Origin of the sequence: Paraburkholderia graminis (assembly GCF_003330785.1) — a bacterium.
GTDB lineage: Bacteria > Pseudomonadota > Gammaproteobacteria > Burkholderiales > Burkholderiaceae > Paraburkholderia > Paraburkholderia graminis.
This window is the reverse complement of the sequence record NZ_CP024934.1, coordinates 3,549,190-3,575,697: the sequence shown is the minus strand read 5'-3', so window position 1 is coordinate 3,575,697 and position 26,508 is coordinate 3,549,190. Positions and strand designations below refer to the sequence as shown.

Below are 26,508 nucleotides of genomic sequence, written 5' to 3'. Positions count from 1 at the left end.
TGTGAGTATTGTTATGAGGCGCTCAACTTAGTTCACCCGCCGGCCACTCGTCGAATCGAAGAAATGCAGATGACGCGCGGGCAACGCGACCTGCAATGCCTCGCCAGCCGCGGGCCGATGCGCGTGCGGCAAACGCACGGTCACGTCATGCTTGCCCCATCGTCCGTGCGCGAGATTGTCGGCACCGAGCAACTCGCATGAATCGACGGTGAGCGTTGCGTGCGGCGCATCCGCTTGCCCCGGACTCATGTGCTCCGGACGAATACCTAGCGTGTATTCGCGCCCCTTGGCGACTTCGCCGCCAATCGACGCCACGCCCGTGAGCGGCAGTTGCGGCCCGTTGCCGGCGATGTCGAACGTGGAGCCGTCGTCGGACACACGGCCTTGCAGCAGATTCATTCCCGGCGACCCGATGAAGCCCGCGACGAACACCGTCGCCGGCCGTTCGTAAACTTCGGTCGGTGCGCCGATCTGCTCGGCGTGGCCCTTGTTCATCACGATCACGCGTTGCGCGAGCGTCATCGCTTCGATCTGATCGTGCGTGACGTACAGGCTCGTCGTAGAGAGCCGCGCATGCAGACGCTGAATCTCGAGCCGCATTTGCACGCGCAGACGCGCGTCGAGATTCGACAACGGTTCGTCGAAGAGAAACACGGCCGGTTCTCGCACGATCGCGCGGCCCATTGCCACGCGCTGACGCTGCCCGCCCGACAGTTCGCGCGGCTTGCGCTGCAACAGCGCTTCCAGTTCGAGAATCTGCGCGGCGGCGTTCACGCGCTGCGCGATCTGCGCCCGCTCGACGCCCGCGATCTTCAGCGCATAGCCCATGTTTTCGGCCACGCTCATATGCGGATAGAGCGCGTAGTTCTGAAACACCATCGCGATGTTGCGGTCCTTCGGCTCCAGTTCGTTCACCACTTTGCCGGCGATCGAAATGCTGCCCTCGGAGATGCGCTCGAGTCCTGCGACCATCCGCAGCAACGTCGATTTGCCGCAACCGGACGGCCCGACCATGACGACGAATTCGCCGTCGTTCACATCGACGTCGATGCCGTGCAACACGAACTGTTTGCCGTCGTAGGTTTTTTTAACGCCTTGCAGTGTCAATGCAGCCATGCGGTTTTAGCCCTTCGTTTGCGTGTCTTTTGTCATTCGTGCGTGCTTGCCTCGTGCGCGGTTTGCGCCGCGCGGATCATTTCTCGGCATCCACGAGACCGCGCACGAACCAGCGCTGCATGGTCAGCACGACGGCGAGCGGCGGCAGCATCGCGAGCAGCGTGGCCGTCATCACGAGATGCCATTCGGTGGCCGTGTCGCCCGAAGCAATCATGCTCTTGATACCGACGACGGCGGTTGTCAGCGACTGCTGGCTCGTGATCAGAATCGGCCACAAATACTGGTTCCAGCCGTAAATAAACGTGATGACGAAGAGCGCCGCCATGTTCGTTTTCGACAGCGGCAACACGACGTCCCAGAAGAAACGCATCGCACCCGCGCCGTCGATGCGCGCCGCTTCCATCAACTCGTCGGGCAGCGTCATGAAGAACTGGCGAAACAGGAACGTGGCCGTTGCGGACGCAATCAGCGGCAACGTCAAACCGCTATACGTATTGCTCAGATTCATCGACGACACGACTTGCACGGTCGGGAAGATACGCACTTCGACCGGCAGCATCAGCGTGATGAAGATGAGCCAGAACGACAGGTTGCGAAACGGAAAGCGGAAGAACACGATCGCATACGCGGAGATCATCGACACGGCGATCTTGCCGATCGAAATGGCGAGCGCCATCACGAGGCTGTTGAACAGCATGCGGCCGAACGGCGCTGCCGCGTTGCCGCTGCCGTGCGCCCACACGGTCGCGATGTTGTCGAACAGATGCGAGCTCGGCACCAGCGACAGCGGCACGGTGAAGATCTGCTGTTCGTTCATGGTCGCCGCGCAGAACGCGACGTACACCGGAAACACGACCAGCACGACGCCGAGTATCAGCACCGCGTGGCAAAAGAGGTCGAAACCGCGGCGGTTCTCGATCATGAGTATTGAACCCTGCGTTCGATGAAGCGGAATTGCACGACCGTCAACGCGACGACGATCACCATCAGCACGACGGATTGCGCGCCCGAGCTGCCGATGTCGAGTCCCTGGAAACCTTCGGCGAAAATCTTGTAGATCAGCGTGCGCGTCGATTGAGCGGGGCCGCCGCCCGTCGCTGCATCGATCACCGGAAAGGTGTCGAAGAACGCGTAGGTGATGTTGATGACGAGCAGGAAGAAGCTCGTCGGCGACAGCAGCGGCAGGGCGATGCCGAAGAAGCGCCGCACGGGACCGGCGCCGTCGATGGCGGCGGCTTCGATCAGCGAGCGCGGAATCGCCTGCAAGCCCGCGTAGAAAAACAGGAAGTTATAGCTGACCTGCTTCCACACCGACGCAAGCACGACAAGAAACATCGCTTGTCCCGCGTTCAAAGCGTGATTCCACACAATGCCTTGCTTCGCGAGCGCGAACGTCACGAGGCCGATGCTCGGGTTGAACAGAAACGACCACAGCACGGCGGCGATGGCCGGCGCGACCGCATACGGCCAGATGAGCAGCGTCTGATACGCCTTTGCGCCGCGCGTCACGCGGTCCGCGCAGACCGCGAGCAGCAGCGAAATCACGAGGCCCGATACGGTGACGAGCGCGCAGAAAATAATCGTCGTGTTGAACGACGACAGATACAGCGGATCGGCGAAGAGCTGCTTGAAATTCGCGAGCCCGACGAATTCGCTCGACGTGCCGAACGCGTCCTGACTTTGCGTGGATTGCCACAGCGCTTCGCCGGCGGGCCACAGAAAGAAGAGCGCCGTGATCGCGAGTTGCGGCGCGACGAGCAGATAGGGCAGCAGGCTGGTGCCGAAGCGGGAGCGCTTTTCCATCGAGGAATCTCAAGAGTTTTGCTGCAAGCGGGTTCCGGCGCGAGTGCGCCGGAACCGACGATGCCGACGCGGGAATTAACTGCCCGCTTTCTCGAAACGCCGCAGCAGTTCGTCGCCGCGCGAGACCGCCGAGTCGAGCGCCTGTTGCGGCGTCTTCTTTTCACCCCACACCTGCTCGAGCTCTTCGTCGATGATCGTGCGGATCTGCGGCATATTGCCAAGGCGCAAGCCCTTCGTGTACGGCAGCGGCGGCTTGTTGAGCATCTGCTTGATCGCCGTATCGCTGCCGGGGTTCTTCTCGTAGAAGCCCTGTTGCTGCGTCAACTGATACGCGGCGGTCGTGACCGGCAAATAGCCGGTGTCCTGATGCCACTTCGCGGCGACTTCGGGCGAGCTCAGATACGACAGGAATTTCGCCACGCCTTTGTAGACGGCCGGGTCCTTGCCCGCCAGCACCCACAAGCTCGCTCCGCCGATAATCGCGTTCTGCGGCGCGCCCTTCACGTTCGCGTCGTAAGGCATCATGCCGGTGCCGAAGTTGAACTTCGCGTACTTCTTGATCGTGGCAAGCGAGCCCGACGAGTTCGTGATGATGCCGCAGTCGCCGCTATAGAACTTCGAGATCGGTTCGTCCTTGCGGCCAACGTACGTGAACGTGCCGTCTTTCTGCATGCTCTGCAGGAACCGGATGTGCGCGACCTGCAGCGGCTTGTTGAATTCGAGTTGCGCATCGGCGCCGTCAAAACCGTTGTTCTTTGATGCGAACGGCGCGCCGTGCCACGCGCTGTAGTTCTCCAACTGAATCCAGCTTTGCCAGCCCGACGAATAGCCGCACGCCATGCCCGACGCTTTCAGCTTCTGCGCGTCGGCCTGGAGCTCGGCCCAGGTTTTCGGCGGCTGGTTCGGATCGAGACCGGCTTTCTTGAACGCGTCCTTGTTGTAATAGAGGACGGGCGTCGAGCTATTGAAGGGCATCGAAATCAGATGGCCCGTTTTCGCGTCGCTGTAATAGCTTGCGATGGTCGGCACAAACGCCTTTTCGTCGAGCGGCACGCCGGCTTGCTTGAACACGTCCGAGACGGGCACGACGGCTTTCTTAGCCTGCATCATCGTCGCGGTGCCGACTTCGTACACTTGCAGGATGGACGGCGCGTTGCCGCTGCGATAAGCGGCGATGCCGGCCGCGAGCGTCTGGTCGTAAGTGCCCTTGAACACCGGCACGATCTTGTAGTCCGACTGCGACGCGTTGAACGCGTTGGCGATGTCGTTCAGACGTTCGCCCAACGCGGCTTCCATGGCGTGCCAGAACTGGATTTCAGTGGCGGCCTGGGCCGTCTGGCTCATGCCGACGGTGCCCACACTCAGTACAGCGGCGACGGAAAGCGAACGGAACAGCGGCTTGAAACTCATCGATTTGTCTCCTCATCGGAAGGTGCGCGAATGCGAATCGCGCGATTCTATTTGTGTTCGATGACAGTCCGGCGTCGGCCGGCGGATGCCGCAATTTAACATCGGCTGTGAGGAAACTGGAATAGCTGGGTTCTCTAATGCAAAAAGCCCGCGCGAGGCGGGCTTTTCAAAACGCCGGCGTGAGCCGCCAGGCGGTGCTGCGAATATTGCGGCTTTAAAGGCCTTTACACGTTGAACAGGAAGTTCATCACATCCCCGTCGTGCACCACATATTCCTTGCCTTCCGCGCGCATCTTGCCGGCTTCTTTCGCGCCTTGCTCGCCCTTATAGGTGATGTAGTCGTTAAACGAAATGGTCTGCGCGCGAATAAAGCCGCGCTCGAAGTCGGTGTGAATCGCGCCCGCGGCTTGCGGCGCGGTATCGCCGACATGAATGGTCCACGCGCGCACTTCCTTCACGCCTGCGGTGAAGTAGGTTTGCAGGCCGAGTAGCTTGAAGCCCGCGCGAATCACGCGGTTCAGGCCCGGCTCTTCCATGCCCATGTCGGCGAGGAACACTTCCATGTCGGCTTCGTCGAGGTCGGCGATTTCCGCTTCGATTGCTGCGCACACCGCGACGACCGGCGCATTTTCCGACGCCGCGAACTTCGCGACCGCGTCCAGATGCGGATTATTCTGGAAGCCGTCTTCCTTGACGTTCGCCACATACATGGTCGGTTTCGCGGTGATCAGGCAGAACGGCTTAAGCGTCGCCTTCTCTTCGTCCGACAGATCGAGCGCGCGCACGGGCTTGGCCTGATCCAGTTGAGCGCGCACCTTTTCCAGCACGGCGGCGTTCTTGATGGCTTCCTTGTCGTTGCCCGACTTGGCGGCCTTCGAATAACGCGCGAGCGCTTTTTCAACCGTTGCCAGGTCGGCCAGCGCGAGTTCGGTGTTGATGACTTCGATGTCCGACAGCGGATCGATCTTGTTCGCGACGTGAATCACGTTCTCGTCTTCGAAGCAGCGCACGACGTGCGTGATCGCGTCCGTTTCGCGGATGTTGGCGAGGAACTGGTTGCCGAGACCTTCGCCCTTGCTTGCGCCCGCCACCAGACCGGCGATGTCGACGAATTCCACGACCGCCGGAAGGATGCGCTCGGGCTTGACGATTTCCGCGAGCGCCTTCAGGCGCGCGTCCGGCACTTCCACGATGCCGACGTTCGGCTCGATCGTGCAGAACGGATAGTTTTCGGCGGCGATGCCCGCCTTGGTCAGCGCATTGAACAGAGTGGACTTGCCGACGTTAGGCAAGCCGACGATGCCGCATTTGAGGCTCATGGAAATCCTTCAGTGATTCAGTAAATTGCGTGATGCGCTCGACGCCGTATTGCAGGATTCGTGAGCCTTCGGCTTGGGCCGGCAAGAAAAACGCAGCGGAGCGGGACACGACACCAGAGCGGGCGTTGGCTCGACGGTTCTGGGCGGTTTTGTCACGGAAAGCGTAATTGTAACCCGTCTTGTAACCCGTCCCACCGGCTCCTTGACGTGGCTTCAGGAAGCTGCGCGCCCGGTCCGTCCCCCACAACCCCCACGGCTATAATGCGCGGATGAACGCACACCATCAGACTTTCGATGCCGCGGTGATCGGCGGCGGGCTGGTCGGCAAGACCGCCGCGCTCGCGCTCACGCAAGGCGGACTGCGCGTCGCGCTGCTCGCGCAAGCCTGCGCGCCGCTGGCCGCCGGCGCTTCGTTCGACTCGCGGGTGTACGCGTTGTCGTCCAGTTCGCAGGCGCTGCTCGAGCGTTTGCGCGTGTGGCAGGCGCTCGATCTGTCGCGGCTTGGCCCCGTCTACGACATGCGGGTCTATGGCGACGCTCACGCGGAGCTGCATTTCTCCGCGTTTCAGGCGTCGGTGCCGCAACTGGCGTGGATCGTGGAGTCGTCGGTGATCGAGCGCGCGCTCGACGCGGCGTTGCGCTTTCAGCCGAATCTCACGTGGATCGACAGCCGCGCCCAGGCGCTCGATTTCACCGCCGAAAGCGCAAGCGTCGGTCTCGCGAACGGCAACGTGCTGGTGGCGGATCTCGTCGTCGGAGCGGACGGCGCGCATTCGTGGGTGCGCGCGCAGATCGGCTCGAAGATGAACCGGCGCGACTATCGGCAGACGGGCGTCGTCGCCAATTTCAAGGCGGAAAAGCCGCACGGCGAAACCGCGTTCCAATGGTTTAAAGACGGCGAAATCATCGCGCTGCTGCCTATGCCGGACGGCCACGTGTCGCTCGTCTGGTCGGCGCGCACCGAGCACGCCGAGCAACTGATCGCGCTCGATCCCGCGCAACTCGCCGCCGAAGTGGAGCGCGTGACGGGCGGCCAGCTCGGCGGACTCGATTGCGTGACGCCCGCGCAGGGTTTTCCGCTCGCGCTGCAGACCGTGGACCGCCTCGTCGCGCCGCGCGTGGCGCTGGTCGGCGACGCCGCGCATCTGATCCATCCGCTCGCGGGCCAGGGCATGAACCTCGGTCTGCGCGACGTCGCGGCGCTGGCCGATACGGTCGCAGGCAAGGAGTCGTTCCGCGATCTCGGCGACATGGTGCTGCTGCGGCGCTACGAACGCGCGCGCCGCGAAGACATTCGGGCGCTGATGATCGCCACCGACGGCCTGCAAAAACTCTTCTCGGTGCCCGGACCGTTGGCGAAGATCGTGCGCAATAGCGGCATGGCTTTCGTCGGCGCGCAGCCGTTCATCAAGCGCTGGCTGGTGTCGGCGGCGCTTGGCTGAAGCGGCCGCCGAACTCCCTTCAAGATGCGCGCGAAAACGCCCGTTGAAATACCGCGCGGCATTTGCGGCCGATGACACGGGTATCATGAACGCACAGAGGCGGTTCGCGTCAAACCGGCAACCTCGCAAAACGCCAACTCGTGCCCAATGCGCACGATTGAACCAGGAATTCAGCATGAAAAAAACCTTCCGCATGGCGGCTGCCGTGCTCGCGATTGCCGCCGTCACGATCGGCTGCTCCGCGCAGGCCGACCAGACCACCGACAAACTCAAGGCCACGCTGCAAACGCGTCTTGCCGACGTGACGATCAAGAGCGTGACGAAGTCGCCGATTGCCGGCCTTTACGAAGTGAACCTCGGCAGCCAGATCGTCTATAGCGACGCCAACGGCGACTATGTGCTGCTCGGCGACATGGTCGATACGAAGACGCGCAAGAATCTGACGGACGCGCGTCTGTCGGAAACGAATCGCATCGACTTCGCGAGCCTTCCGTTTGCGAACGCGGTCAAAGTGGTGAAGGGCAACGGCGCGCGCAAGATCGCCGTGTTCTCCGATCCGAACTGCCCGTACTGCAAGCAGCTCGAAACCACGCTGAAGTCGATCGACAACGTGACCGTCTACACCTTCCTGTACCCGGTTTTGTCGCCGGATTCGACCGCCAAGTCGAAGTCGATCTGGTGTTCGGCGGACCGCGCGAAGGCATGGGAATCGTGGATGCAGAACCATCAGGCGCCCACCGCCGCCGGCACCTGCGACACCGCCGCGATCGACAAGAATCTCGCGCTCGGCCACGCGATGAACGTGGAAGGCACGCCGACCGTGTTCCTCGCCGACGGCCGCCGCCTGCCCGGCGCCGTGCCGGCCGACCGGCTCGACAAGGAAATGGCCGCGGTGCACTGAGCACGCGGCTCACACCTGACAAAGGAGGCGCGAGAGGCGCCTCCTTTCGCATCAAGCTCCCAAACAATCACACAGAAAAATCCACTCGCCGCCGATGAAGCCGATCCGCTACACCATCGTTCCCAAGCAGCCCGCCGCCCATCTGTTCGAAGTCACCGTGACCGTCGCCGATCCCGATCCGGCCGGCCAGCGTTTCATGCTGCCGGTGTGGATTCCGGGCAGCTACATGGTCCGCGAGTTCGCGCGCAACATCGTCACGCTGCGCGCTTTCAACGACGCGGGCCGCAAGGTGCGTGTCGAGAAAACCGACAAGCACACGTGGCAGGCCGCGCCGGTGAAGGGTGCGCTGACGCTGCGCTACGAGGTCTATGCGTGGGATTTGTCGGTGCGCGCCGCGCATCTGGACGACACGACGGGTTTTTTCAACGGCACAAGCGTGTTCCTGGCGCCGCTCGGTCACGAGGACGCGCAGTGCGTCGTCGACATTCAGAAGCCGCAGGGCGCGGCGTATCGCGGCTGGCGCGTCGCGACTGCGTTGCCGGAAGCGCGCGGCACCAAGCGCTATGGCTTCGGCGAATATCGCGCGCAGAATTACGATGAGCTGATTGACCATCCCGTGACGCTCGGCGAATTCGAGCTTGCGACATTCAACGCGCACGGCGTGCCGCACGACGTCGTGATCGCCGGGCGCGTGATCGCGCTCGACATGGCGCGGCTTTGCGCGGACCTCAAGCGCATCTGCGAAGCGCAGATCGCGCTGTTCGAGCCGAAGTCGAAAAAAGCGCCGGTGGATCGCTATGTGTTCATGACGCAAGCCGTCACCGACGGTTATGGCGGGCTCGAACATCGCGCGTCGACGGCGCTCATCTGCAATCGCGGCGATCTGCCGGTGCAGGGCCGCGACGCGCTCACCGAAGGCTATCGGACTTACCTCGGCCTGTGCAGCCACGAATATTTCCACACGTGGAACGTGAAGCGCATCAAGCCGGCGGTGTTCGCGCCCTATGACCTTTCCGTCGAAAACTACACGTCGCTGCTGTGGCTGTTCGAAGGCTTCACCTCTTATTACGACGACCTGATTCTCGTGCGCAGCGGCCTGATTTCCGCCGACGATTACTTCGGCATGCTCGGCAAGGTGATCGGCGGCGTGCAGCGCGGCAGCGGGCGCACGAAGCAGACCGTCGCCGAAAGCTCCTTCGACGCGTGGGTCAAATACTATCGGCAGGACGAGAACGCGCCGAACGCGATCGTCAGCTATTACACAAAGGGCTCGCTCGTCGCGCTTTCGTTCGACCTGGCGATTCGCGCGCAAACCGGTCATCGCAAGTCGCTCGATGATGTGATGCGTCTGCTGTGGCAGCGCTTTGGCCGCGACTTCTATCGCGGCAAGCCGGTTGGCGTGGAGGAGGGCGAAGTCGAGGCGCTCATCGCCGAGGCGACCGGTGTGCACCTGGGCGAACTGTTCGCACAAGCCGTGCACGGCACGCGCGATCTGCCGCTGGAGACGTTGCTCGAACCGTTCGGCGTGACGATCGCGCCGGAGCCTGACAAGAACGGCAAGCCGTCGCTCGGCGCGCGCGTGCGGGGCGGCGCGGATTGCACGCTGGCCGCGGTCCACGAAGGCAGCGCAGCGCAGAAAGCCGGGCTCTCGGCCGGCGACGTGCTGATCGCGCTCGACGGCCTGCGCGTGACGGGCACGAATCTGGACGCGCTGCTCGCGCGCTATCAGCCGGGCGCGAAGGTCGAAGTGCACGCGTTTCGCCGCGACGAGCTGCGCACCGCGCAACTCAAGCTGGACGGGCCGGAAGTGTCGCGCTACAAGCTCGCCGCCACCGACAAGCGGCCCGCCGCCCGCAAGGCGCGCGAACGCTGGCTCGCAAGCTGATTGAAATTGTCGCCGGGTTTAATTGACGTGCTCAGCGGCGGATTGTTCTACCAGTGCAACAATCCGTCGCCGCGGGATGGCTTTTTCCGCAGTCGGTAAAAAAACACAATGACTCCACTCGCGCAAAACTGCGCGCCCACTACTGGAGTCACCATGACCACGATCCTGCAAATCAACTCGGCAGCCCGCTCGCAAGGCGCGAATTCCACGTTGCTCGTCAACGAACTGACCGAAAAGCTGCAACAGTCGAATCCGGGCGCGCAAGTCGTCGTCCGCAATCTGCAAGCCGAACCGCTGCCGCACCTGGACGACGCTGTCCTCGGCGCGTTCTTCACGCCGGCCGACCAGCGGACCGCCGAGCAAGCGGCCATCGCCGCCCGCAGCGAAGCGCTGATCGCTGAACTGCAAGCCGCCGACATCGTCGTGATCGGTGCGCCGATGTACAACTTCGGCATCTCGTCGCAACTGAAGACGTACTTCGACTTCATCGCGCGCGCCGGCATCACGTTCAGCTATACCGCGAACGGTCCGCAAGGTCTGGTGACGGGCAAGAAGGTCTACGTCGTGTCGGCTCGCGGCGGCAAGTATGTCGGCACGCCGAACGACAGCCAGACCCCGTATCTGAAGAGCTTCCTCGGCTTCCTCGGCATGACCGACGTGAACTTCATCTACGCCGAAGGCCTGAACATGGGCCCGGACGCAGCGAGCGCCGCGCTGGCCGCCGCGCGCGAAGCGATCGCTGTTGCTTGAGGTTGAGATGTCGGCTTCGGGCCGACTGTTCGGGGCTGGTGACGCCGCTTAGCTGCGGCGCCTGGTTTCTCGATGCAATTGAAAACGCCCCGGGGTGCGAGCCGCGTGGCGTTTTTGTTTTGGGCGGCGTGGGAGCGCGGGAGCGAGGGTGATGCCGAAGCCTGAAGCCCGAAGCCGCGCCTACGCCAGCATCTGCGCCTGATCGGGCAAACGCCAGTCGATCGGTGTGCGGCCGTGCTGCACGAGATACTCGTTGGCCTTCGCGAAATGCCCGCAGCCGAGAAAACCGCGATGCGCCGACAACGGCGAAGGATGCGGCGCCTCCAGCACGTAATGCGATTTGCCGCCGAGCAGCGCGCGCTTCGCTTGCGCGTGCGCGCCCCACAGCATGAACACGAGATGATCGTGGCGCATGGCCAGTTCGTGAATCAGCGTATCGGTGCATTTTTCCCAGCCGCGCTTCGCGTGACTGGCCGCCGAATTGCGCTCGACCGTCAGCACGGTGTTCAGCAACAGCACGCCTTGCTTCGCCCAGGTGTCGAGGCAACCGTGGCGGGGCGGCTCGTGGCCGAGGCTCGTCGCGATTTCCTTGAAGATGTTGCGCAGCGACGGCGGCGTGCGCACATTCGGCGCCACTGAAAACGCGAGCCCATGCGCTTGCGACGTGCCGCGATCTTCGCCGTGATACGGGTCCTGGCCGAGGATGACGACCTTCACATCGTCGGGACTCGTGAGACGCAACGCGCGAAAGACGTCGGTGGGATAGACGGTTTTACCGGCGGCGCGCTCACCGTCGACGAAACGGCAAAGCGGCGCGTAGGCATCGCTTTCGATGAAGGGCTTCAGGTGCGTACGCCAGGCAGCCGGCAACGCGGCGAATTGTGCTTCGAGCGTGAGCGTGCCGTGGGCGTGTTGCTGCGATGGCGACGGCGATGGCGTTTCGGTTGCGCCGGATGTGTCGCTCGCGGGCGCGGCAGCGTCGCCGAATAGCGAGGCCTGCGATGGCGTCGAGCGGGTACGTGATGAGGAAGTCATGGCGCAGAAGTGTCGCAGCAAATGCGGTGTGACTCAAGTTGAGGCGGATGCCAGCGTTGGCTACGTCAAGGCCCGCTTGGCCGGCGACGTATTCAACCCCTCACCCCGCACGCAACTGATACCCGCGCTGTGCCTTGCTCACATTTTCCGGCGCAAGCCCTGCAACCTGCTTGCCGAGTTCAACAGAAAGCGCATGCAGCGCGGCTTCGTCGCCGGATTTCAGTTCGAGCTCGATCTCCGAAATCGGCGCGCGGCGCAGTTCGCTGTTCACTTCGGCGAGCACGTTGCCCTGATCGATCGCGGCTTCCACTTGCGAACCGTCGACGCTCACATTCCACAGCGTGCGCGTGAAATCCGTGCGAAACAGTTCGATCAACCGCGGCGCCGCTTCGCGCAACGCTTCGGCGGCGGCCGGCTCGTCGCATTCGCGCAGAAGCGCGTCGATTTCGAGCGCCTCGCTCGCGACCGGCATTTCCCATTCGTGACGGCTATGCAAACCATTGCTCGCGTTGCCCACCGTCTTGAAGGTTTGCAGCCAGCCGTCGGGCGTGTGACGCAAACGCAGCGCGCTCTTCGACGCTGCGAGCGCAAGTTGCGGCGTGTCGAAATAGATATTCGACAGCTTGATCGCGCGGCCTTCGTCGCCGGTGCGCGCGACGAACCACGCCGACGCCGCCTCGACTTGCGCCACCGGCAGCAGCAACTTGATTTCGCGTTCCATGCCCATGATCTGCTCCGCTATGTTCCGCCAGATGCCGTTAAACGCGACGCGTTGTCGTCACGCCGCGCCTGGAAAGAACATGCGCGCAAGCTCCACGCCTGGTTCGGCGGCGCGCATGAACGCCTCGCCGACGAGGAACGTGTTCACGTCCACCGCACGTAGCCGTTCGACATCGGCACGCGACAAAATGCCCGATTCGGTGACGACGATGCGGTCGTCGGGAATCGCGTCAAGCATGCCGATTGTCGTTTCGATCGACGTCTCGAACGTGCGCAAGTTGCGATTGTTGATGCCGATCAGCGGCGTTTTCAGCGTGAGCGCCTGCGTCAACTCTTTGTCGTCGTGTACTTCGACCAACACTGCAAGACCGAGCGATTGCGCGAGCGCTTCGAGATCCTGCATCTCCGAAGTGTCGAGCGCGGCGGCGATCAGCAGGATCGCGTCGGCGCCCATCGCGCGTGCCTCGACGATCTGATACGGATCGACGATGAAATCCTTGCGCAGCACCGGCAACTGACAGGCGGCGCGCGCCTGCTCGAGGTACGCGACGCTGCCCTGGAAGAACTGCACGTCGGTCAACACGGACAGGCAAGCCGCGCCATGCGTCTCATACGAACGCGCAATCTGCGCGGGCACGAAGTCTTCGCGCAACACGCCTTTCGACGGGCTCGCTTTCTTCACTTCCGCGATCACCGCGGCGAGACCCGCCGCATGCTTCGCACGCAACGCGCCGACGAAATCGCGAAGATCGCGCGACGACGCTTCGAGGCGCAATTCTTCCAGCGGCGCGCTTTGTTCGGCCGCGCGGACTTCTTCGCGTTTGACCGCGATGATGCGGTCGAGGATGTCGCTCATAAGTGTCTCGTTACGTTGGTTGCTGCGTGATCAGTGCTTGAATTCAGTGCTTGAATTGCTGCGTGAAGCGAATCAGTTCGTCGACCTTCGCACGCGCCTTGCCGCTTGCAATGGCTTCGCGCGCAAGCTGAATACCGTCCGCAATCGACGACGCCACGTTCGCCGAATACAGCGCCGTGCCTGCGTTCAGCGTGACGATCTCGCGCGCGACGCCCGGCTTGTTGTCGAGCGCCTCGAGCAGCATCGCTTTCGATTCGGTCGCGTCCGCCACTTTCAGCGTGCGGTTCGACACCATCTGCATGCCGAAGTCTTCCGGATGAATCTCGTACTCGTGCACTTCGCCGTCGCGCAACTCGCCGACTTGCGTCGCTGCGCCGAGCGAGACTTCGTCCATGCCGTCCATACCGTACACCACGAGCACGTGCTTTGCGCCGAGGCGCTGCATCACGCGAACCTGAATGCCGACGAGGTCCGCATGGAACACGCCCATCAGTTGATTCGGCGCGCTGGCCGGGTTCGTCAACGGACCGAGAATGTTGAAGATGGTCCGCACGCCGAGTTCGCGGCGCACCGGCGCGATGTTCTTCATCGCCGGGTGATGATTCGGCGCGAACATGAAGCCCATGCCGGTTTCGGCAATCGACGCCGCCACTTGTTCCGGCTGCAAGTCGATATTCACGCCGAGCGCTTCGAGCACGTCTGCGCTGCCCGATTTGCTCGACACGCCGCGATTGCCGTGCTTCGCGACTTTCGCGCCCGCCGCCGCCGACACGAACATGGTCGCCGTGGAAATGTTGAAGGTGTGCGAACCGTCGCCGCCGGTGCCGACGATATCGACGAAGTTCGAGTTGTCCTGCACCTCGACGTGCCGGGCAAATTCACGCATCACCGTCGCGGCCGCGGTGATTTCGCCGATGGTCTCTTTTTTGACGCGCAAGCCGGTGATGATCGCGGCCGACATCACGGGCGATAGCTCGCCGCGCATGATGAGCCGCATCAAATGCAGCATTTCGTCGTGGAAAATCTCGCGGTGCTCGATGGTTCGTTGCAGCGCTTCCTGCGGCGTGATGGTCATGATGTTGTCTCGCTTCATCAGGCGGTGCGATGGGCCGTCTTCGCTTTCGACTGCTTCACGAAGTTTTCGAGCAATGCGTGACCGTGTTCCGACAGGATCGATTCCGGATGGAACTGCACGCCTTCAACGGCAAGCTCCTTGTGACGCACGCCCATGATCTCGCCGTCGTCGGTCCACGCGGACACTTCGAGGCAATCGGGCAGCGACTCGCGTTCGATCGCGAGCGAGTGATAGCGCGTCACGACGAAATGCTTCGGCAGGTCGGCGAATACGCCTTTGCAGTCGGTTTCGATCGTGCTGACCTTGCCGTGCATGATGGTTTGCGCGCGCACCACGCGTCCGCCGAATGCTTCGCCAATCGCCTGATGGCCGAGGCACACGCCGAGAATCGGCGTCTTGCCGGAGAACTCGCGCAGCACGTCGAGCGTGATGCCCGCGTGTTGCGGATTGCTCGGGCCGGGCGACAGGCAGATGCGCTCGGGGTTGAGCTTCGCGATTTCGTCGAGTGTGATTTCGTCGTTCCGATAGGTGCGGACGTCTTCGCCGAGTTCGCCGAAGTACTGCACCAGGTTGTAGGTGAACGAGTCGTAGTTGTCGATCATGAGCAGCATGGTGTGTCTCCGGTCAGAAGTCGCTATCGAGGCCGTCTTGAACCTGTTCGGCCGCGCGCAACACGGCGCGCGCCTTGTTCTCGGTCTCTTGCCATTCGGATTCGGGCACCGAATCCGCGACGACACCCGCTGCCGCCTGCACATACAGATTGCCGTTCGCGATCACGCCGGTGCGGATCGTGATGGCGAGATCCATTTCGCCGGTGAACGACAGGTAGCCCACGGCGCCGCCGTACAGGCCGCGCTTCACCGGTTCGAGTTCGTCGATCAGTTCCATCGCGCGAACTTTCGGCGCGCCCGACAGCGTGCCGGCCGGGAAGGTGGCGCGCAGCACGTCGAAATTGGTCGTGCCGGGCTTGAGCTTGCCTTCCACCGAACTCACGATGTGCTGCACATGCGAGTACTTTTCGATGACCATCTTGTCGGTCACGATCACCGAGCCGATCTGCGCGATGCGGCCCACGTCGTTGCGCGCGAGGTCGATCAGCATCACGTGCTCGGCAATTTCCTTCGGGTCGTTCAGCAGTTCGGTCGCGAGTTCGGCGTCGCGTTCGGGCGTGTTGCCGCGCGGACGCGTGCCGGCGAGCGGCCGAATCGTCACGATACGATCTTCGCCGCGCTTTTCCTGGCGCACCAGAATTTCCGGCGATGCACCGACCACATGAAACTCGCCGAAGTTGTAGTAGTACATGTACGGCGACGGATTCAGCGACCGCAGCGCGCGATACAGCGACAGCGGATTGTCGCGATACGGCTTCGTCAGACGCTGGCCGACCTGCACCTGCATCAGTTCGCCTGCGGCAATGTATTCCTTCGCCTTGCGTACGGCTGCGAGGTAGTCGTCTTTAGCGAACTCGCGATACGTCTCGGTGCGCACGCTCGCCGACGTGACCGGCGGCTCGACGGTCGAGCGCAAACGCTGGCGCAATTCGCGCAGACGCTGCTTTGCTTTCGTGTATGCCTCGGGTTGCGTCGGATCGGCATAGATTACGAGGTACAGCTTGCCCGCGAGGTTGTCGATCACCGCGACTTCTTCTGTCAGAAGCAACTGAATGTCCGGCAGATTCAGATCGTCTTTCGGTGCGGTGTGCGCGAGCTTTTTCTCGATGTAACGCACCGCGTCGTACCCGAAATAACCGGCGAGTCCACCGGCAAAACGCGGCAAACCCGGACGCTGCGCGACCTTGAAACGGCCCTGGAATTGCTGGATGAACTCGAGCGGATCGCCTTCGTGCGTTTCGACGACCTTGCCGTCGCGCACGACTTCCGACACGCCATTGCGAGTGCGCAACAACGTACGCGCCGGCAGGCCGATGAACGAATAGCGCCCGAAGCGCTCGCCGCCCACCACGGATTCCAGCAGGAACGAGTTAGCGCCGTTGCGCTCGGTCTGCGCCAGTTTCAGATACAGCGAGAGCGGCGTTTCGAGATCGGCGAGCGCCTCGGCGATCAGCGGAATGCGGTTGAAGCCCTCGTTGGCGAGGGACTGGAATTCGAGTTCGGTCATGTTCCGATCCTGTTCGTAGGTCCGGCGGCAGCGTGCGTCGGACAAAGCGGGGCATGCGCAGCCGGTCAGCCGTTCATTCGACATTGACGATGATGAACCGACCGGCGCGATTTTCCCATCGACGCAAGCACGGAGTTCCGGCGCGCAGTTGTACTTTGCAAGTACACGCAGGCCGAATCAGGCGATGCAGCGAAACGAGACGATGGAAAAACGCGTGAGCGCAGCGAAGTAAAAAACGGTTGCCGAAGACGAGCTTCAGCGTACCTCAGGCGAGGTTAGCGCGACCAGCGACGCCAGGGCCAGGCTCCCCGGTCGATGCTAATCAGACTCCGTTTTTTATTCAGAAACATGAGGATGAAGGACTTTTCAAGTCGTGGAATGGTGCGCTGCGATCGCCTTGGCGGCGTCCAGCAGCGAGGCAACTATACCATCGGATTTTATTGTTTGTATAGCTTGGCCGTGGTTGTAGCCGTAGGGCACCGTGAGCGTCGACATGCCCGCCGCGCGGCCCGCCAGCGCGTCGTTTTCCGAATCGCCGATGGCCACCGTGGCGCGCGGTTCGACGCCCAACTGCGCGGCGGCCGTGAGCATCGGCAGGGGGTCCGGCTTCTTTTTCGGCAGGCTGTCGCCGCCTAGCACGACGCTGAAATATTGCGCGAGCCCGTATTGCTGCAGCAGTTCGACCGCGAAGCGATGCGGCTTGTTGGTGACGCAGGCGAGCTTGAGGCCCGCGTCGCGCAGGGCCGCGAGGCCGGCTTCGACGTCGGGATAAAGACGCGTGTGCAAGCCGTTGATTTTCGCGTACTCCGCCTGATAGATGGCGAGCGCTTCGTCGAAACGGTCTTGCGCGTGCTCCGCTTCGAAGCGCGGCGCGAGCACGCTGCGGATCAGATGCTCGGAGCCCTTGCCGACATAGCCGACCACTTCCTCGCGCGAGGTCTCCTCCGCGTCGAGTTGCGCGAGCATGCCGTTCAGGCCGGCGGTGAAGTCGTCGGCGGTGTCGATCATCGTGCCGTCGAGGTCGATGATCGCGGCTTGCAGGCGGGAGCCGGTGAAGGTCGGGGCGGGGAAGGTGGACGTCATCGGGCGCGGTTTCAGTGCTGGATGTTGGCGAGCGCGGCGCGCATCTTGTCGATCACGACCTTGTGGTCCGGCTGGCCGAAGATCGCCGAGCCCGCGACGAATGTATCGGCGCCGGCCGCGGCGATTTCCGCGATGTTGTCGACCTTCACGCCGCCGTCCACTTCGAGATGAATCTCGCGGCCGGTGCGCTCCTTGTACGCGTCGATGCGCTTGCGCGCCTCGCGCAGCTTGTTCAGCGCTTCGGGAATGAACGACTGGCCGCCGAAGCCCGGATTCACCGACATGATCAGCACGAGGTCGAGCTTGTCCATCACGTGATCGAGATAATTGAGCGAGGTGGCCGGGTTGAACACGAGGCCGGCCTTGCAGCCGTGATCGCGGATCAGCGACAGCGTGCGGTCGATGTGGTCCGAGCCTTCCGGGTGAAAGCTGATCAGATTCGCGCCCGCCTTCGCGAAGTCCGGCACGATGCGGTCGACCGGACGCACCATCAGATGCACGTCGATGGGCACGCCGACATGCGGACGAATGGCTTCGCACACGAGCGGACCGATGGTCAGGTTCGGCACGTAGTGGTTGTCCATGACGTCGAAATGGATCCAGTCGGCGCCGGCGGCGACGACATTGCGGACTTCTTCGCCGAGGCGGGCGAAGTCGGCGGAGAGAATGCTGGGAGCGATGCGGAATTGCGTCATGGCGGCGGGCGGAGGCAAGCGGAAAAGCGCCATTTTACCGTTTTGTGCGCGTGGCCAGCGGCTGGACGGCGGCGTGGCGTTGCGTCGGTGCTCTGGTGTGCCGCTGCGCGTCGTGGTCCCTGGAACAGGCAGCCGTCGCGCTTTTTCGGCTTCCAGGCGCGAAACGGGTGTGGCGCCTGCGCCCTTCGCGCCCTAAGCGTGCTTGTCCAGAAGATATGTCCGGTTGCGGGCGCCTCGCGCATGACGCAGAATGCCAAACCATGGCGCTGCGTCGCCAATGGGCCGTGAAGCCGTTGGCGCTCGGGCCTTCCAGCGATCTTGTCGCCCCCGTTTCAGCAGATTGGAATCAGGATGAGCCAGTATGAATTCAGCGTGTCGGCGCAGGTGCAGTTCCTGCCCGAAGAATCGGACCCGGAGCGCCGCCAGTACGCGTTCGCTTATACGCTGACCATCCGCAACACCGGTCAGGTGCCCGCGCAATTGATCGCGCGGCATTGGGTGATCACGGACAGCGAAAAGACCGTGCAGGAAGTGAAGGGTCTCGGCGTGGTGGGACACCAGCCGCTGCTCAAACCCGGCGAGCAGTTCGAATATACGAGTTGGGCGGTTATCGCGACACCGGTCGGCACGATGCGGGGCGAGTACTTCTGCGTGGCCGAGGACGGCGAGCGTTTCGACGCGCCCGTGCCGGAGTTCATTCTGCGCATGCCGCGTACGTTGCATTGAACCGTGGGCGTCTGGCGCGGTCTTTAACGGTTCGATATAGCAGGTTCGATAAGCGGTTCGATAACGATCGATGCGCGCGGTGCAATGCGTGAATCGGCTCCGCGTCAGTGCGGTTTTTGTGGCGTCTTCGTTTCGCGGCTGTCGGCGCGCGCTGCTTTCTTTTTACCGGACGACGTCCACACGACGATGAACACGAGCAGGAACAGCGCGAGAAGCGATTCCAGCGCGAAGACAAGCATTGGGTATTCGTCGAATAGATCAGACATGGCGGTTTCCATCAAGAACGAACATTGTATGCGTTTTGTCGGCGCGGCCGGAGCCTGGCTCGGCGCGCTTTCGATGGCGGCCATACTCGCCGCCTGCGGTGGCGGCGGCGCGGTGCGGCCAGTCGCTTCGCCACCCACGGGGGCCGCGATCATCCCCGGCCAGATCGCCGCGACGCGGCTTACGGCGGTAGCGTGGCAGCAGGTTCCGGGCTGGCAGGACGATTCGCTGATCGGCGCGACGGCCGCGTTGCGGCAAAATTGCCTGAGGCTCGCGCGTCAGGCGAACTGGGCACGCGCCTGTGCGGCAGCGGCGCAGCTTGACGATCTCGACGTGACCGGCGCCCGGGCTTTTTTTGAAGCCTATTTCACGCCCTTCCAGCTCGCGAACAACGACGGCACGCTCGACGGTCTCGTCACCGGCTACTACGAGCCGTTATTGCGCGGCTCGCGCACGCGGCATGGTGTTTATCAGACGGCGCTGTATCGTTGGCCGTCGAGTTATCGCCCTGGCGTCGCGTTGCCGCCGCGCGCGCAACTCGAACGGACGGGCGTGCTGAACGGCAACGAGCTTGTCTGGGTCGACGACCCCATCGAAGCATTTTTCCTGCAAGTGCAAGGCTCCGGCCGGATCGTGATGGAAGACGGCAGCGTGATGCGCGTCGGCTTCGGCGGCACGAACAACCAGCCGTACAAATCCATTGGGCGGTGGCTGCTGGATCGCGGCGAGCTCACGCCTGCGCAAGCCACCATGCAAGGCATCAAGGCCTGGGCGCGCGCGAACCCGAATCGTGTGGATGCGCTGCTCGATACCAATCCGCGCTTCGTGTTTTTCCGCGAAATGCCGTCGGTGGAAAGCATGGCGAAGGGCACCGCCGATGGTCCGATCGGCGCGCTCGGCGTGCCGTTGACGCCGGAGCGCTCGATCGCCGTCGATCCCACCTCGATTCCGCTCGGCACGCCGGTGTTTTTGCAGACCACGAGGCCGCTGACGAATTCGCCGATGAACCGTCTGGTGTTTGCGCAGGACACCGGCTCGGCGATCAAGGGCGGTGTGCGCGCCGACTACTTCTGGGGTCTCGGCGATGATGCGGGCGATCTCGCTGGCAAGATGAAGCAGGGCGGTCGGATGTGGGTGCTGTTGCCGAATTCTTGAGGGTGGTCGCGGGCGCGTCTGGGGCTTCTGGCGGCCGTGAGTGTCGCTGCGGGGCATTGGGTGTGGCTTGTGGCCGGTTTACCGCAGACGCACGCACAAGCGCTGGTGCTGAAACCGTTGCCGGCGTTTGTGGGGCTGTTCGTCTTGGGCGGCGCGGTATTAGTGGCATGAGAGCCACTGGAGCCACTAAGGCCACCAGCGGCGTTAGCGCCAAATTTTCGCGCGCCCATTTGCAGGGCGCCTGCAACTTCTTCCGGCCTTACAACCCCGACTTGCGCTTGTCGACTACGCGCCTCGCCTTCCCCACCGAACGTTCGATTCCATTCACCGCCAGCACATTCACCACCGCGCTGACGCCGATCAGCGCCTTGATGTCATAGGCCAGCGCCTGCTTCGCGAGATTGAGCGCGGCAGTGTCGGGCGCGGTTTCGGGACACGGTTCGACGTTTAGCGTCAACACGTCGAGCGGACCTTCCCTGGTCAGCACGATCTGATAGTGAGGCGCGAGAGTGTGCTGCTTGAGCAGCAGTTCCTCGATCTGCGTCGGGAACACGTTAACGCCGCGCACGATCATCATGTCGTCCGAGCGGCCGGTGATTTTTTCCATGCGGCGCATCGTGCGGGCGCTGCCTGGCAGCAGGCGCGTGAGGTCGCGCGTGCGGTAACGAATGATCGGCAACGCTTCCTTGGTGAGCGACGTGAAGACCAGTTCGCCGAGTTCTCCGTCCGGAAGAACTTCGCCCGTTTCCGGGTCGATGATCTCGGGGTAGAAATGGTCTTCCCAGATCGTCGGACCGTCTTTCGTTTCAACGCATTCCGACGCCACGCCTGGTCCCATCACTTCCGACAGACCGTAAATGTCGACCGCGTCGATGCCCATGCGCTTTTCGATCGCCTGACGCATGTCGTTGGTCCACGGCTCCGCGCCGAAGATGCCGATGCGCAGCGAGCAACCGGCAGGGTCGATGCCCTGGCGCTCCAACTCGTCGGCGATCGACAGCATGTAGCTCGGCGTCACCATGATGATGTCGGGCCGGAAGTCCTGGATCAATTGCACCTGCTTTTCTGTCTGGCCGCCGCCGAACGGAATAACGGTGAGGCCCGCACGCTCCGCGCCGTAGTGCGCGCCGAGACCGCCAGTGAAGAGGCCGTAACCATAGCTCACATGCACCTTGTCGCCAGGCTTGGCGCCGGCCGCGCGGATCGAGCGCGCGACGAGATTCGCCCACGTGTCGATATCGCGAGCGGTGTAGCCCACCACAGTCGGCTTGCCCGTCGTACCCGACGAAGCGTGAATCCGCGAGATTCGTTCCTGCGGCACGGCGAACATCCCGAACGGGTAGTTGTCGCGCAAGTCCTTCTTGGTCGTGAACGGGAAGCGTGCAAGGTCTGCAAGCGTCGTCAGGTCGTTCGGATGAATGCCCGCTTCGTCGAACTTGCGACGATAGACCGGCGAGTTTTCGTAAGCGTGGTTCAGGGACCACTTGAGCCGTTCAAGCTGGAGCGCCGCAAGTTCGTCGCGGCTGGCGGTCTCGATAGGATCGAGCGGAAGGGCGGGGCTCATCGAATGTCTCCTTACTGCCTCAATGCTGGGTCTGTTATAGATTGCGCTCGCGCGTAAAACTTCGAACGGCGGCGCTGAAACTGCGGACGGCCGCCATTGCGGTGAATTGCTGGCCGGTCTCACCGCTCACGACTGTCACGGACTGGCGACTCTCGCGTGGAGCGCTTGCCGTGTGCCTTTTGTTTTGGCTGGTCTTTTCGCTCTGCGCTGCGGATGCTGTAGCGCTTCGCGTTACTCCGGTCCCGTGTGCGATGGTGTCTGCGGAATCACGCTGCCCTTGATTTGCGCCGATTTGCCGCGAAACATTGCCACCGTATCGCCGGCGCGATTGGTCACGCGAATATCGTAGATGCCGGTGCGGCCGTTCAATGTCTGTTCGACCGCTTCTGCGGTGAGCACATCGCCGCCATGCACAGGACGCAGGAACTCGATCGAGCAGCCGGATGCCACCGTATTGACGTTGCGCGAGTTGCACGCAAACGCAAAGCTCGAATCAGCGAGCGTGAATATCAGGCCGCCATGACAAATCTGATGGCCGTTCAGAAAGTCTTCGCGCACAGCCATTCGCAGACGCGCATACCCGGCGCGCACTTCCACGATCTCGAGGCCGAGCGCACGGCTGCACGCATCGTTTTCATACATTGCGGCGGCGGTTGCGCGGGCGAGTTCGTCGGGCGTCATTTCCGCGGGGTAGAGAGGTTGCGTCGACATATCAGCGGCCCTCGAAGCGCGGCGCGCGCTTTTCGACGAAGGCGCGAACGCCTTCCGCATAGTCGTGTGACGCACCCAGCTCGCGTTGCAGGTCGCGTTCAAGGTCGAGTTGCTGATCGAGCGTTTGTGTGGCGCCGGCACGCATGGCGCGCTTGATCCCGGCGATCGCGCGCGTGGGTTGCTGCGCGAGTTGTGCCGCCAGGGTGGCCGCGGCTGCCGCGAGTTCCTGATCGTCGACCGCTTGCCAGATGAGGCCCCAGCTTTCGGCTTTCTCCGCGCTGAGTTTGTCGCCGGTGATGGCAAGTCCTAACGCGCGCGCCATGCCGACGCGCTGCGGCAAGAACCACGTGCCGCCCGAATCCGGCACGAGGCCGATCTTCACGAAAGCCTGAATAAAGCTGGCGGAACGCGCCGCGAGCACGATGTCGCACGCGAGCGCGAGATTCGCGCCGGCGCCCGCAGCCGTGCCGTTGACAGCCGCAATCACCGGCAACGGCAATGCTTGCAGGCGGCGAATCAGCGGATTGAAATGCGCGTCGATCAGGTCGCCGAGATCCGTCATGGCGCCGGGCGTGAAATCCAGATCGGCGAGGTCCTGTCCTGCACAGAAGCCGCGGCCCGAGCCGGTCAGAATGAGCGCGCGCGCGCCGGACTTTTCTACTTCGCCGAGCGCCGCCGCCAGTTCCTCATGCATCGCGCGGGTGAAGCTGTTCAGCTTGTCGGGCCGGTTCAGCGTAATGGTGGCTACGCGGCTCGACGTGTCGATGTCGAGGCGGATCGCTTCATACGACATTGGGTGTCTCCTCAAAGTCTCGTTCGCGGAACTGCAGTGCTTATTTCACAGCCTTTCGATGACGAGTGCGATGCCTTGGCCCACGCCGATGCACATCGTGCAAAGCGCAAAGCGCCCGTTGCAGCGTTCCAGTTGGTACAGCGCAGTCGTGACGAGGCGCGCACCGGATGCGCCGAGCGGGTGTCCGAGCGCGATCGCTCCACCGTTGGGATTGACGCGCGGATCGTCGTCGCGCAGGCCGAGCGTGCGCAAAACCGCGAGTCCTTGCGACGCGAACGCCTCGTTCAGCTCGATCACGTCGAACTGCTCGAGCTTCATGCCGAGTTGCCTGAGCAGCTTTTGCGTGGCCGGCGCGGGACCGATACCCATGATGCGCGGCTCGACGCCCGCCGTCGCCATGCCCACCACGCGCGCGCGGCGACGCAGACCGTACTGGTCGGCCGCCTGCTGGTTCGCGAGCAGTAGGGCGCAGGCGCCGTCGTTCACGCCCGATGCATTGCCGGCAGTCACACTGCCGTCCGGACGAACGACACCCTTGAGCCTCGCCAGGCTTTCGAGCGACGTCTCGCGCGGATGCTCGTCAAGCGTCACACGAATCGGATCGCCTTTTTTCTGCGCGATTTCCACACCGACAATTTCCTGCGCCAGCGTGCCGTCCTGCTGCGCGCGCGCGGCCTTCTGCTGGCTCGCCAACGCGAACGCGTCCTGATCGGCGCGGCTGATTCCGAACTCGACGGCCACGTTTTCCGCAGTTTCCGGCATTGAATCGACGCCGTACTGTCGCTTCATTAGCGGATTGACGAAGCGCCAGCCAATCGTCGTGTCGTAGATGTCCGCTTGCCGAGCAAACGCGCTCGCCGCCTTGCCCATCACGAACGGCGCGCGAGTCATGCTTTCGACGCCGCCAGCGATCATCAGCCGGGCTTCGCCTGCCTTGATGGCGCGCGCTGCTGTTCCGACGGCGTCCATGCCCGAGCCGCACAGACGGTTGATCGTGGAACCGGGGACGTCGGTAGGCAGTCCCGCGAGCAATGCCGACATGCGCGCTACGTTGCGATTGTCTTCGCCGGCCTGGTTCGCGCAGCCGTAGATCACGTCGTCCACGGCGCGCCAGTCCACGCCGGCATTACGCTCGATTAAAGCCTTGATCGGCACGGCGCCGAGGTCGTCGGCCCGCACGTCTTTCAGGGCGCCGCCGTAACGGCCGATGGGGGTGCGAATCGCGTCGCAGATAAAGGCGTCGTTCATATCCGTTCCTGCTGAGGCGGACCGGCGTTCAATGCCGATCCGATGTCATGTTAGTTGGCGCGCACGGCGCGGTCCATTCGGCCAAAAGGCATAGGACGATCGACGTGCTTTCGTCTTATGACTTTCAGCCAGCTACCGCTGGGGCCGCTTTCGGTTCAACATGAACGCGGCTTTGGACTACGCGGAAGCGATTGGCGACGAAGGCCGCGTCGGTGAGCGCCGCGTTGGCTGCGGGGTTAGCGCCCGTGCCGTGGAAGTCGGAGAACGCTGCCGACTGATTCACGAACACACCGCCCGTCAGGTTGATCGACAAAGCGACGCCGCCGCGGAGCGACGCCTCGTGCGCGTCGTCGAGCACGGCTTCGTCGGTGCTGTAGACGGACAGCGTTAGTGCGCCGTGCTCGGCGGCGATCGTGCCGGCAAGTTCGAGAGACTGCGCAGTCGAGTCGGTAGCGATCACGAACGAGATCGGACCGAACCATTCCCTCGTGAACTGCGCGCGGTCGGTTGCGGCGTCGAACTGCACGAGCAGCGGTGTGCGCACGCGGGCAACCGGAAAGGCCGGATGCTCGAGCGCCTGGCTTTCGACCAGAACACGGCCGAGTTTCGTCGCTTCGTCGATGCGCTGGGTGACGCCTTCGTTTTGAATGGCGCCGAGGAGCTCGACTGCGCGAGCGGGGTCCGCGACGAGTTTTTGCACGGCGCCGGCGATTGCCTGCGCGACTTCGTCGAACGTGAGCGCACCTTCTGCCGTGCGGATACCGCCGCGCGGCACGTAGATGTTTTGTGGCGCGGTGCACATCTGGCCCGAGTAAAGCGCGAGCGAGAACGCGATGTTGCGGGCGGCGGCTTTCATGTCGTCAACTGAATCGATCACGATCTGGTTCACGCCGGCTTTTTCGGTGTAGACCTGCGCCTGGTGCGCGTTGCGCTCGAGCCAGGTGCCGTTTTGCGTGCTGCCTGTGAAGTCGATCAGCTTGATCTCGGGGCGCACGGCGAGGCTTTGGACGATCGCGCCGTCGTTCGGCTCAGTGGCGAGCAGCGTGACGACGTTCGGGTCGAAGCCGGCCTCGCGTAGAACGTCGCGCGCAATTCGCACCGTTATGGCGAGCGGCAGGATAGCGCCCGGATGCGGCTTGACGATCACGGCGTTGCCCGTCGCGAGGTCGGCGAAAAGGCCCGGATAGCCGTTCCATGTCGGAAACGTGCAGCAGCCGAGTACCAGGCCGGTGCCGCGGGGCACGATGGTGTAGCGCTTGTGCATGGCGAGCGGCGGGTTCTTGCCTTGCGGCTTTTCCCAGTGAGCGTCGGCGGGAATGCGGCGCAACTGGTCCCACGCATACACGACGGCTTCCAGTGCCCGGTCTTGCGCGTGCGGCCCGCCTGCCTGGAAGGCCATCATGAAGGCCTGGCCGGTCGTGTGCATTACGCTGTAACCGATCTCGAAGCTCGCGCGATTAAGCCGTGCCAGGACTTCGAGCGATACGCCAACCCAGGCCTCGCGACCCGCGGCGCGCCAGCCCTGTTGTGCGATCGCGGCGGCGGCGATCAGTGCGTCGGGATCGGATTTGGGATAACGGATAGCGAGCGGGAAGCCAAATGGCGACACTTCCGCGCCAACGGTTTCTCCAGTAGAGGGCTGGTCGAGTTCGAAGGCGGCGTCCAGATGCGCTTTGAAGGCGGCTTCGCCGTCCGCGTTGGCGGTTTCCCCGTACACTTTCGGACTGGGCATTTCGACGAACGGGCTCCAGTAACCGCGCGTCTCGGCCGCGGCGAGCGCCTTTTGCAGCGTGTCTTCGTGCTTGGTGAATAACGGATGTGTCATGGCAGAGGCTTGGC

The 26,508-nt window shown here is 63.1% G+C and carries 25 protein-coding genes; 6 read left to right on the top strand and 19 right to left on the bottom strand.

What is annotated here, in order from left to right:
* Positions 1-27 precede the first annotated feature (27 nt).
* The 5 genes from CUJ91_RS15970 to ychF all read right to left on the bottom strand — a co-directional run bounded on the left by CUJ91_RS15970 (position 28) and on the right by ychF (position 5,648).
* Positions 28-1,116: a sn-glycerol-3-phosphate import ATP-binding protein UgpC gene (locus CUJ91_RS15970; RefSeq protein WP_107710959.1), complete on the bottom strand. Its 1,089-nt coding sequence runs from the start codon at positions 1,114-1,116 to the stop codon at positions 28-30.
* Positions 1,117-1,192: 76 nt separating this feature from the next.
* On the bottom strand, positions 1,193-2,038 hold the full coding sequence (ugpE, locus tag CUJ91_RS15965) for a sn-glycerol-3-phosphate ABC transporter permease UgpE (RefSeq protein WP_029971302.1): 846 nt from the start codon (positions 2,036-2,038) through the stop codon (positions 1,193-1,195).
* Positions 2,035-2,919 (bottom strand): sn-glycerol-3-phosphate ABC transporter permease UgpA, encoded by an 885-nt coding sequence (gene ugpA / locus CUJ91_RS15960; RefSeq protein ID WP_006052770.1) that lies wholly within the window; start codon positions 2,917-2,919, stop codon positions 2,035-2,037. The genes ugpE and ugpA overlap by 4 nt, the downstream gene beginning before the upstream one ends.
* A 75-nt stretch (positions 2,920-2,994) precedes the next feature.
* Entirely contained in the window at positions 2,995-4,329 is a 1,335-nt protein-coding gene (gene ugpB / locus CUJ91_RS15955) for a sn-glycerol-3-phosphate ABC transporter substrate-binding protein UgpB (protein ID WP_006052771.1), read from the bottom strand.
* A 224-nt stretch (positions 4,330-4,553) separates the two neighbouring features.
* Positions 4,554-5,648, bottom strand: a complete 1,095-nt coding sequence (gene ychF / locus CUJ91_RS15950; RefSeq protein ID WP_006052772.1) for a redox-regulated ATPase YchF — start codon at positions 5,646-5,648, stop codon at positions 4,554-4,556.
* 269 nt (positions 5,649-5,917) lie between these two features.
* Between ychF and CUJ91_RS15945 the strand changes: the two genes are divergently transcribed.
* The 4 genes from CUJ91_RS15945 (at position 5,918) to CUJ91_RS15930 (ending at position 10,626) form a co-directional block, all read left to right on the top strand.
* Positions 5,918-7,090, top strand: a complete 1,173-nt coding sequence (locus CUJ91_RS15945) for a UbiH/UbiF family hydroxylase (RefSeq protein WP_029971305.1) — start codon at positions 5,918-5,920, stop codon at positions 7,088-7,090.
* 175 nt (positions 7,091-7,265) lie between these two features.
* Entirely contained in the window at positions 7,266-7,991 is a 726-nt protein-coding gene (locus CUJ91_RS15940) for a DsbC family protein (protein WP_006052774.1), read from the top strand.
* A gap of 94 nt (positions 7,992-8,085) precedes the next feature.
* Complete coding sequence (locus tag CUJ91_RS15935; protein WP_107710960.1) at positions 8,086-9,876, top strand: M61 family metallopeptidase; 1,791 nt, start codon at positions 8,086-8,088, stop codon at positions 9,874-9,876.
* 153 nt (positions 9,877-10,029) lie between these two features.
* Positions 10,030-10,626: an FMN-dependent NADH-azoreductase gene (locus tag CUJ91_RS15930; protein WP_006052776.1), complete on the top strand. Its 597-nt coding sequence runs from the start codon at positions 10,030-10,032 to the stop codon at positions 10,624-10,626.
* A gap of 180 nt (positions 10,627-10,806) precedes the next feature.
* Here the strand turns inward: CUJ91_RS15930 and CUJ91_RS15925 are convergent, their stop codons facing one another.
* From CUJ91_RS15925 to rpe, 8 genes are all read right to left on the bottom strand, one after another.
* The gene (locus tag CUJ91_RS15925) at positions 10,807-11,661 is read right to left on the bottom strand and encodes a uracil-DNA glycosylase (RefSeq protein WP_114156510.1); all 855 of its coding nucleotides are present in this window, start codon (positions 11,659-11,661) and stop codon (positions 10,807-10,809) included.
* A 100-nt stretch (positions 11,662-11,761) separates the two neighbouring features.
* On the bottom strand, positions 11,762-12,388 hold the full coding sequence (locus tag CUJ91_RS15920; protein WP_107710962.1) for a CYTH domain-containing protein: 627 nt from the start codon (positions 12,386-12,388) through the stop codon (positions 11,762-11,764).
* A 51-nt stretch (positions 12,389-12,439) separates the two neighbouring features.
* On the bottom strand, positions 12,440-13,237 hold the full coding sequence (trpC, locus tag CUJ91_RS15915) for an indole-3-glycerol phosphate synthase TrpC (protein WP_107710963.1): 798 nt from the start codon (positions 13,235-13,237) through the stop codon (positions 12,440-12,442).
* Between the two features lie 43 nt (positions 13,238-13,280).
* The gene (gene trpD, locus CUJ91_RS15910; RefSeq protein WP_029971310.1) at positions 13,281-14,312 is read right to left on the bottom strand and encodes an anthranilate phosphoribosyltransferase; all 1,032 of its coding nucleotides are present in this window, start codon (positions 14,310-14,312) and stop codon (positions 13,281-13,283) included.
* Positions 14,313-14,329: 17 nt separating this feature from the next.
* The gene (locus CUJ91_RS15905; protein WP_029971311.1) at positions 14,330-14,923 is read right to left on the bottom strand and encodes an aminodeoxychorismate/anthranilate synthase component II; all 594 of its coding nucleotides are present in this window, start codon (positions 14,921-14,923) and stop codon (positions 14,330-14,332) included.
* A gap of 13 nt (positions 14,924-14,936) precedes the next feature.
* Positions 14,937-16,430, bottom strand: a complete 1,494-nt coding sequence (gene trpE / locus CUJ91_RS15900; protein WP_006052782.1) for an anthranilate synthase component I — start codon at positions 16,428-16,430, stop codon at positions 14,937-14,939.
* A 366-nt stretch (positions 16,431-16,796) separates the two neighbouring features.
* Positions 16,797-17,513 carry a phosphoglycolate phosphatase gene (locus CUJ91_RS15895; protein ID WP_107710964.1) on the bottom strand — a complete coding sequence of 239 codons (717 nt, stop codon included), beginning with the start codon at positions 17,511-17,513 and terminating at the stop codon, positions 16,797-16,799.
* A gap of 11 nt (positions 17,514-17,524) precedes the next feature.
* On the bottom strand, positions 17,525-18,208 hold the full coding sequence (gene rpe, locus CUJ91_RS15890; RefSeq protein WP_053859094.1) for a ribulose-phosphate 3-epimerase: 684 nt from the start codon (positions 18,206-18,208) through the stop codon (positions 17,525-17,527).
* 351 nt (positions 18,209-18,559) lie between these two features.
* Between rpe and apaG the strand changes: the two genes are divergently transcribed.
* Entirely contained in the window at positions 18,560-18,934 is a 375-nt protein-coding gene (apaG, locus tag CUJ91_RS15885; RefSeq protein ID WP_006052785.1) for a Co2+/Mg2+ efflux protein ApaG, read from the top strand.
* Positions 18,935-19,038: 104 nt separating this feature from the next.
* Here the strand turns inward: apaG and CUJ91_RS34855 are convergent, their stop codons facing one another.
* Positions 19,039-19,284, bottom strand: coding sequence for a hypothetical protein (locus CUJ91_RS34855; RefSeq protein ID WP_165919889.1), 246 nt, complete (start codon positions 19,282-19,284; stop codon positions 19,039-19,041).
* Here CUJ91_RS34855 and mltA point away from each other — a divergent pair.
* Entirely contained in the window at positions 19,229-20,353 is a 1,125-nt protein-coding gene (gene mltA / locus CUJ91_RS15880; RefSeq protein WP_107710965.1) for a murein transglycosylase A, read from the top strand. The genes CUJ91_RS34855 and mltA overlap by 56 nt on opposite strands.
* 259 nt (positions 20,354-20,612) lie before the next feature.
* On the opposite strand, the gene paaK is transcribed toward mltA, so the two are convergent.
* From paaK to paaN, 5 genes are all read right to left on the bottom strand, one after another.
* Complete coding sequence (gene paaK, locus CUJ91_RS15875) at positions 20,613-21,917, bottom strand: phenylacetate--CoA ligase PaaK (protein WP_006052788.1); 1,305 nt, start codon at positions 21,915-21,917, stop codon at positions 20,613-20,615.
* Between the two features lie 231 nt (positions 21,918-22,148).
* Entirely contained in the window at positions 22,149-22,628 is a 480-nt protein-coding gene (gene paaI / locus CUJ91_RS15870; protein ID WP_006052789.1) for a hydroxyphenylacetyl-CoA thioesterase PaaI, read from the bottom strand.
* Position 22,629: 1 nt separating this feature from the next.
* On the bottom strand, positions 22,630-23,421 hold the full coding sequence (gene paaG / locus CUJ91_RS15865; RefSeq protein ID WP_114156509.1) for a 2-(1,2-epoxy-1,2-dihydrophenyl)acetyl-CoA isomerase PaaG: 792 nt from the start codon (positions 23,419-23,421) through the stop codon (positions 22,630-22,632).
* 45 nt (positions 23,422-23,466) lie between these two features.
* Positions 23,467-24,669: a 3-oxoadipyl-CoA thiolase gene (pcaF, locus tag CUJ91_RS15860; RefSeq protein WP_114156508.1), complete on the bottom strand. Its 1,203-nt coding sequence runs from the start codon at positions 24,667-24,669 to the stop codon at positions 23,467-23,469.
* A gap of 124 nt (positions 24,670-24,793) precedes the next feature.
* On the bottom strand, positions 24,794-26,494 hold the full coding sequence (paaN, locus tag CUJ91_RS15855; RefSeq protein ID WP_114156507.1) for a phenylacetic acid degradation protein PaaN: 1,701 nt from the start codon (positions 26,492-26,494) through the stop codon (positions 24,794-24,796).
* Positions 26,495-26,508 lie beyond the last annotated feature (14 nt).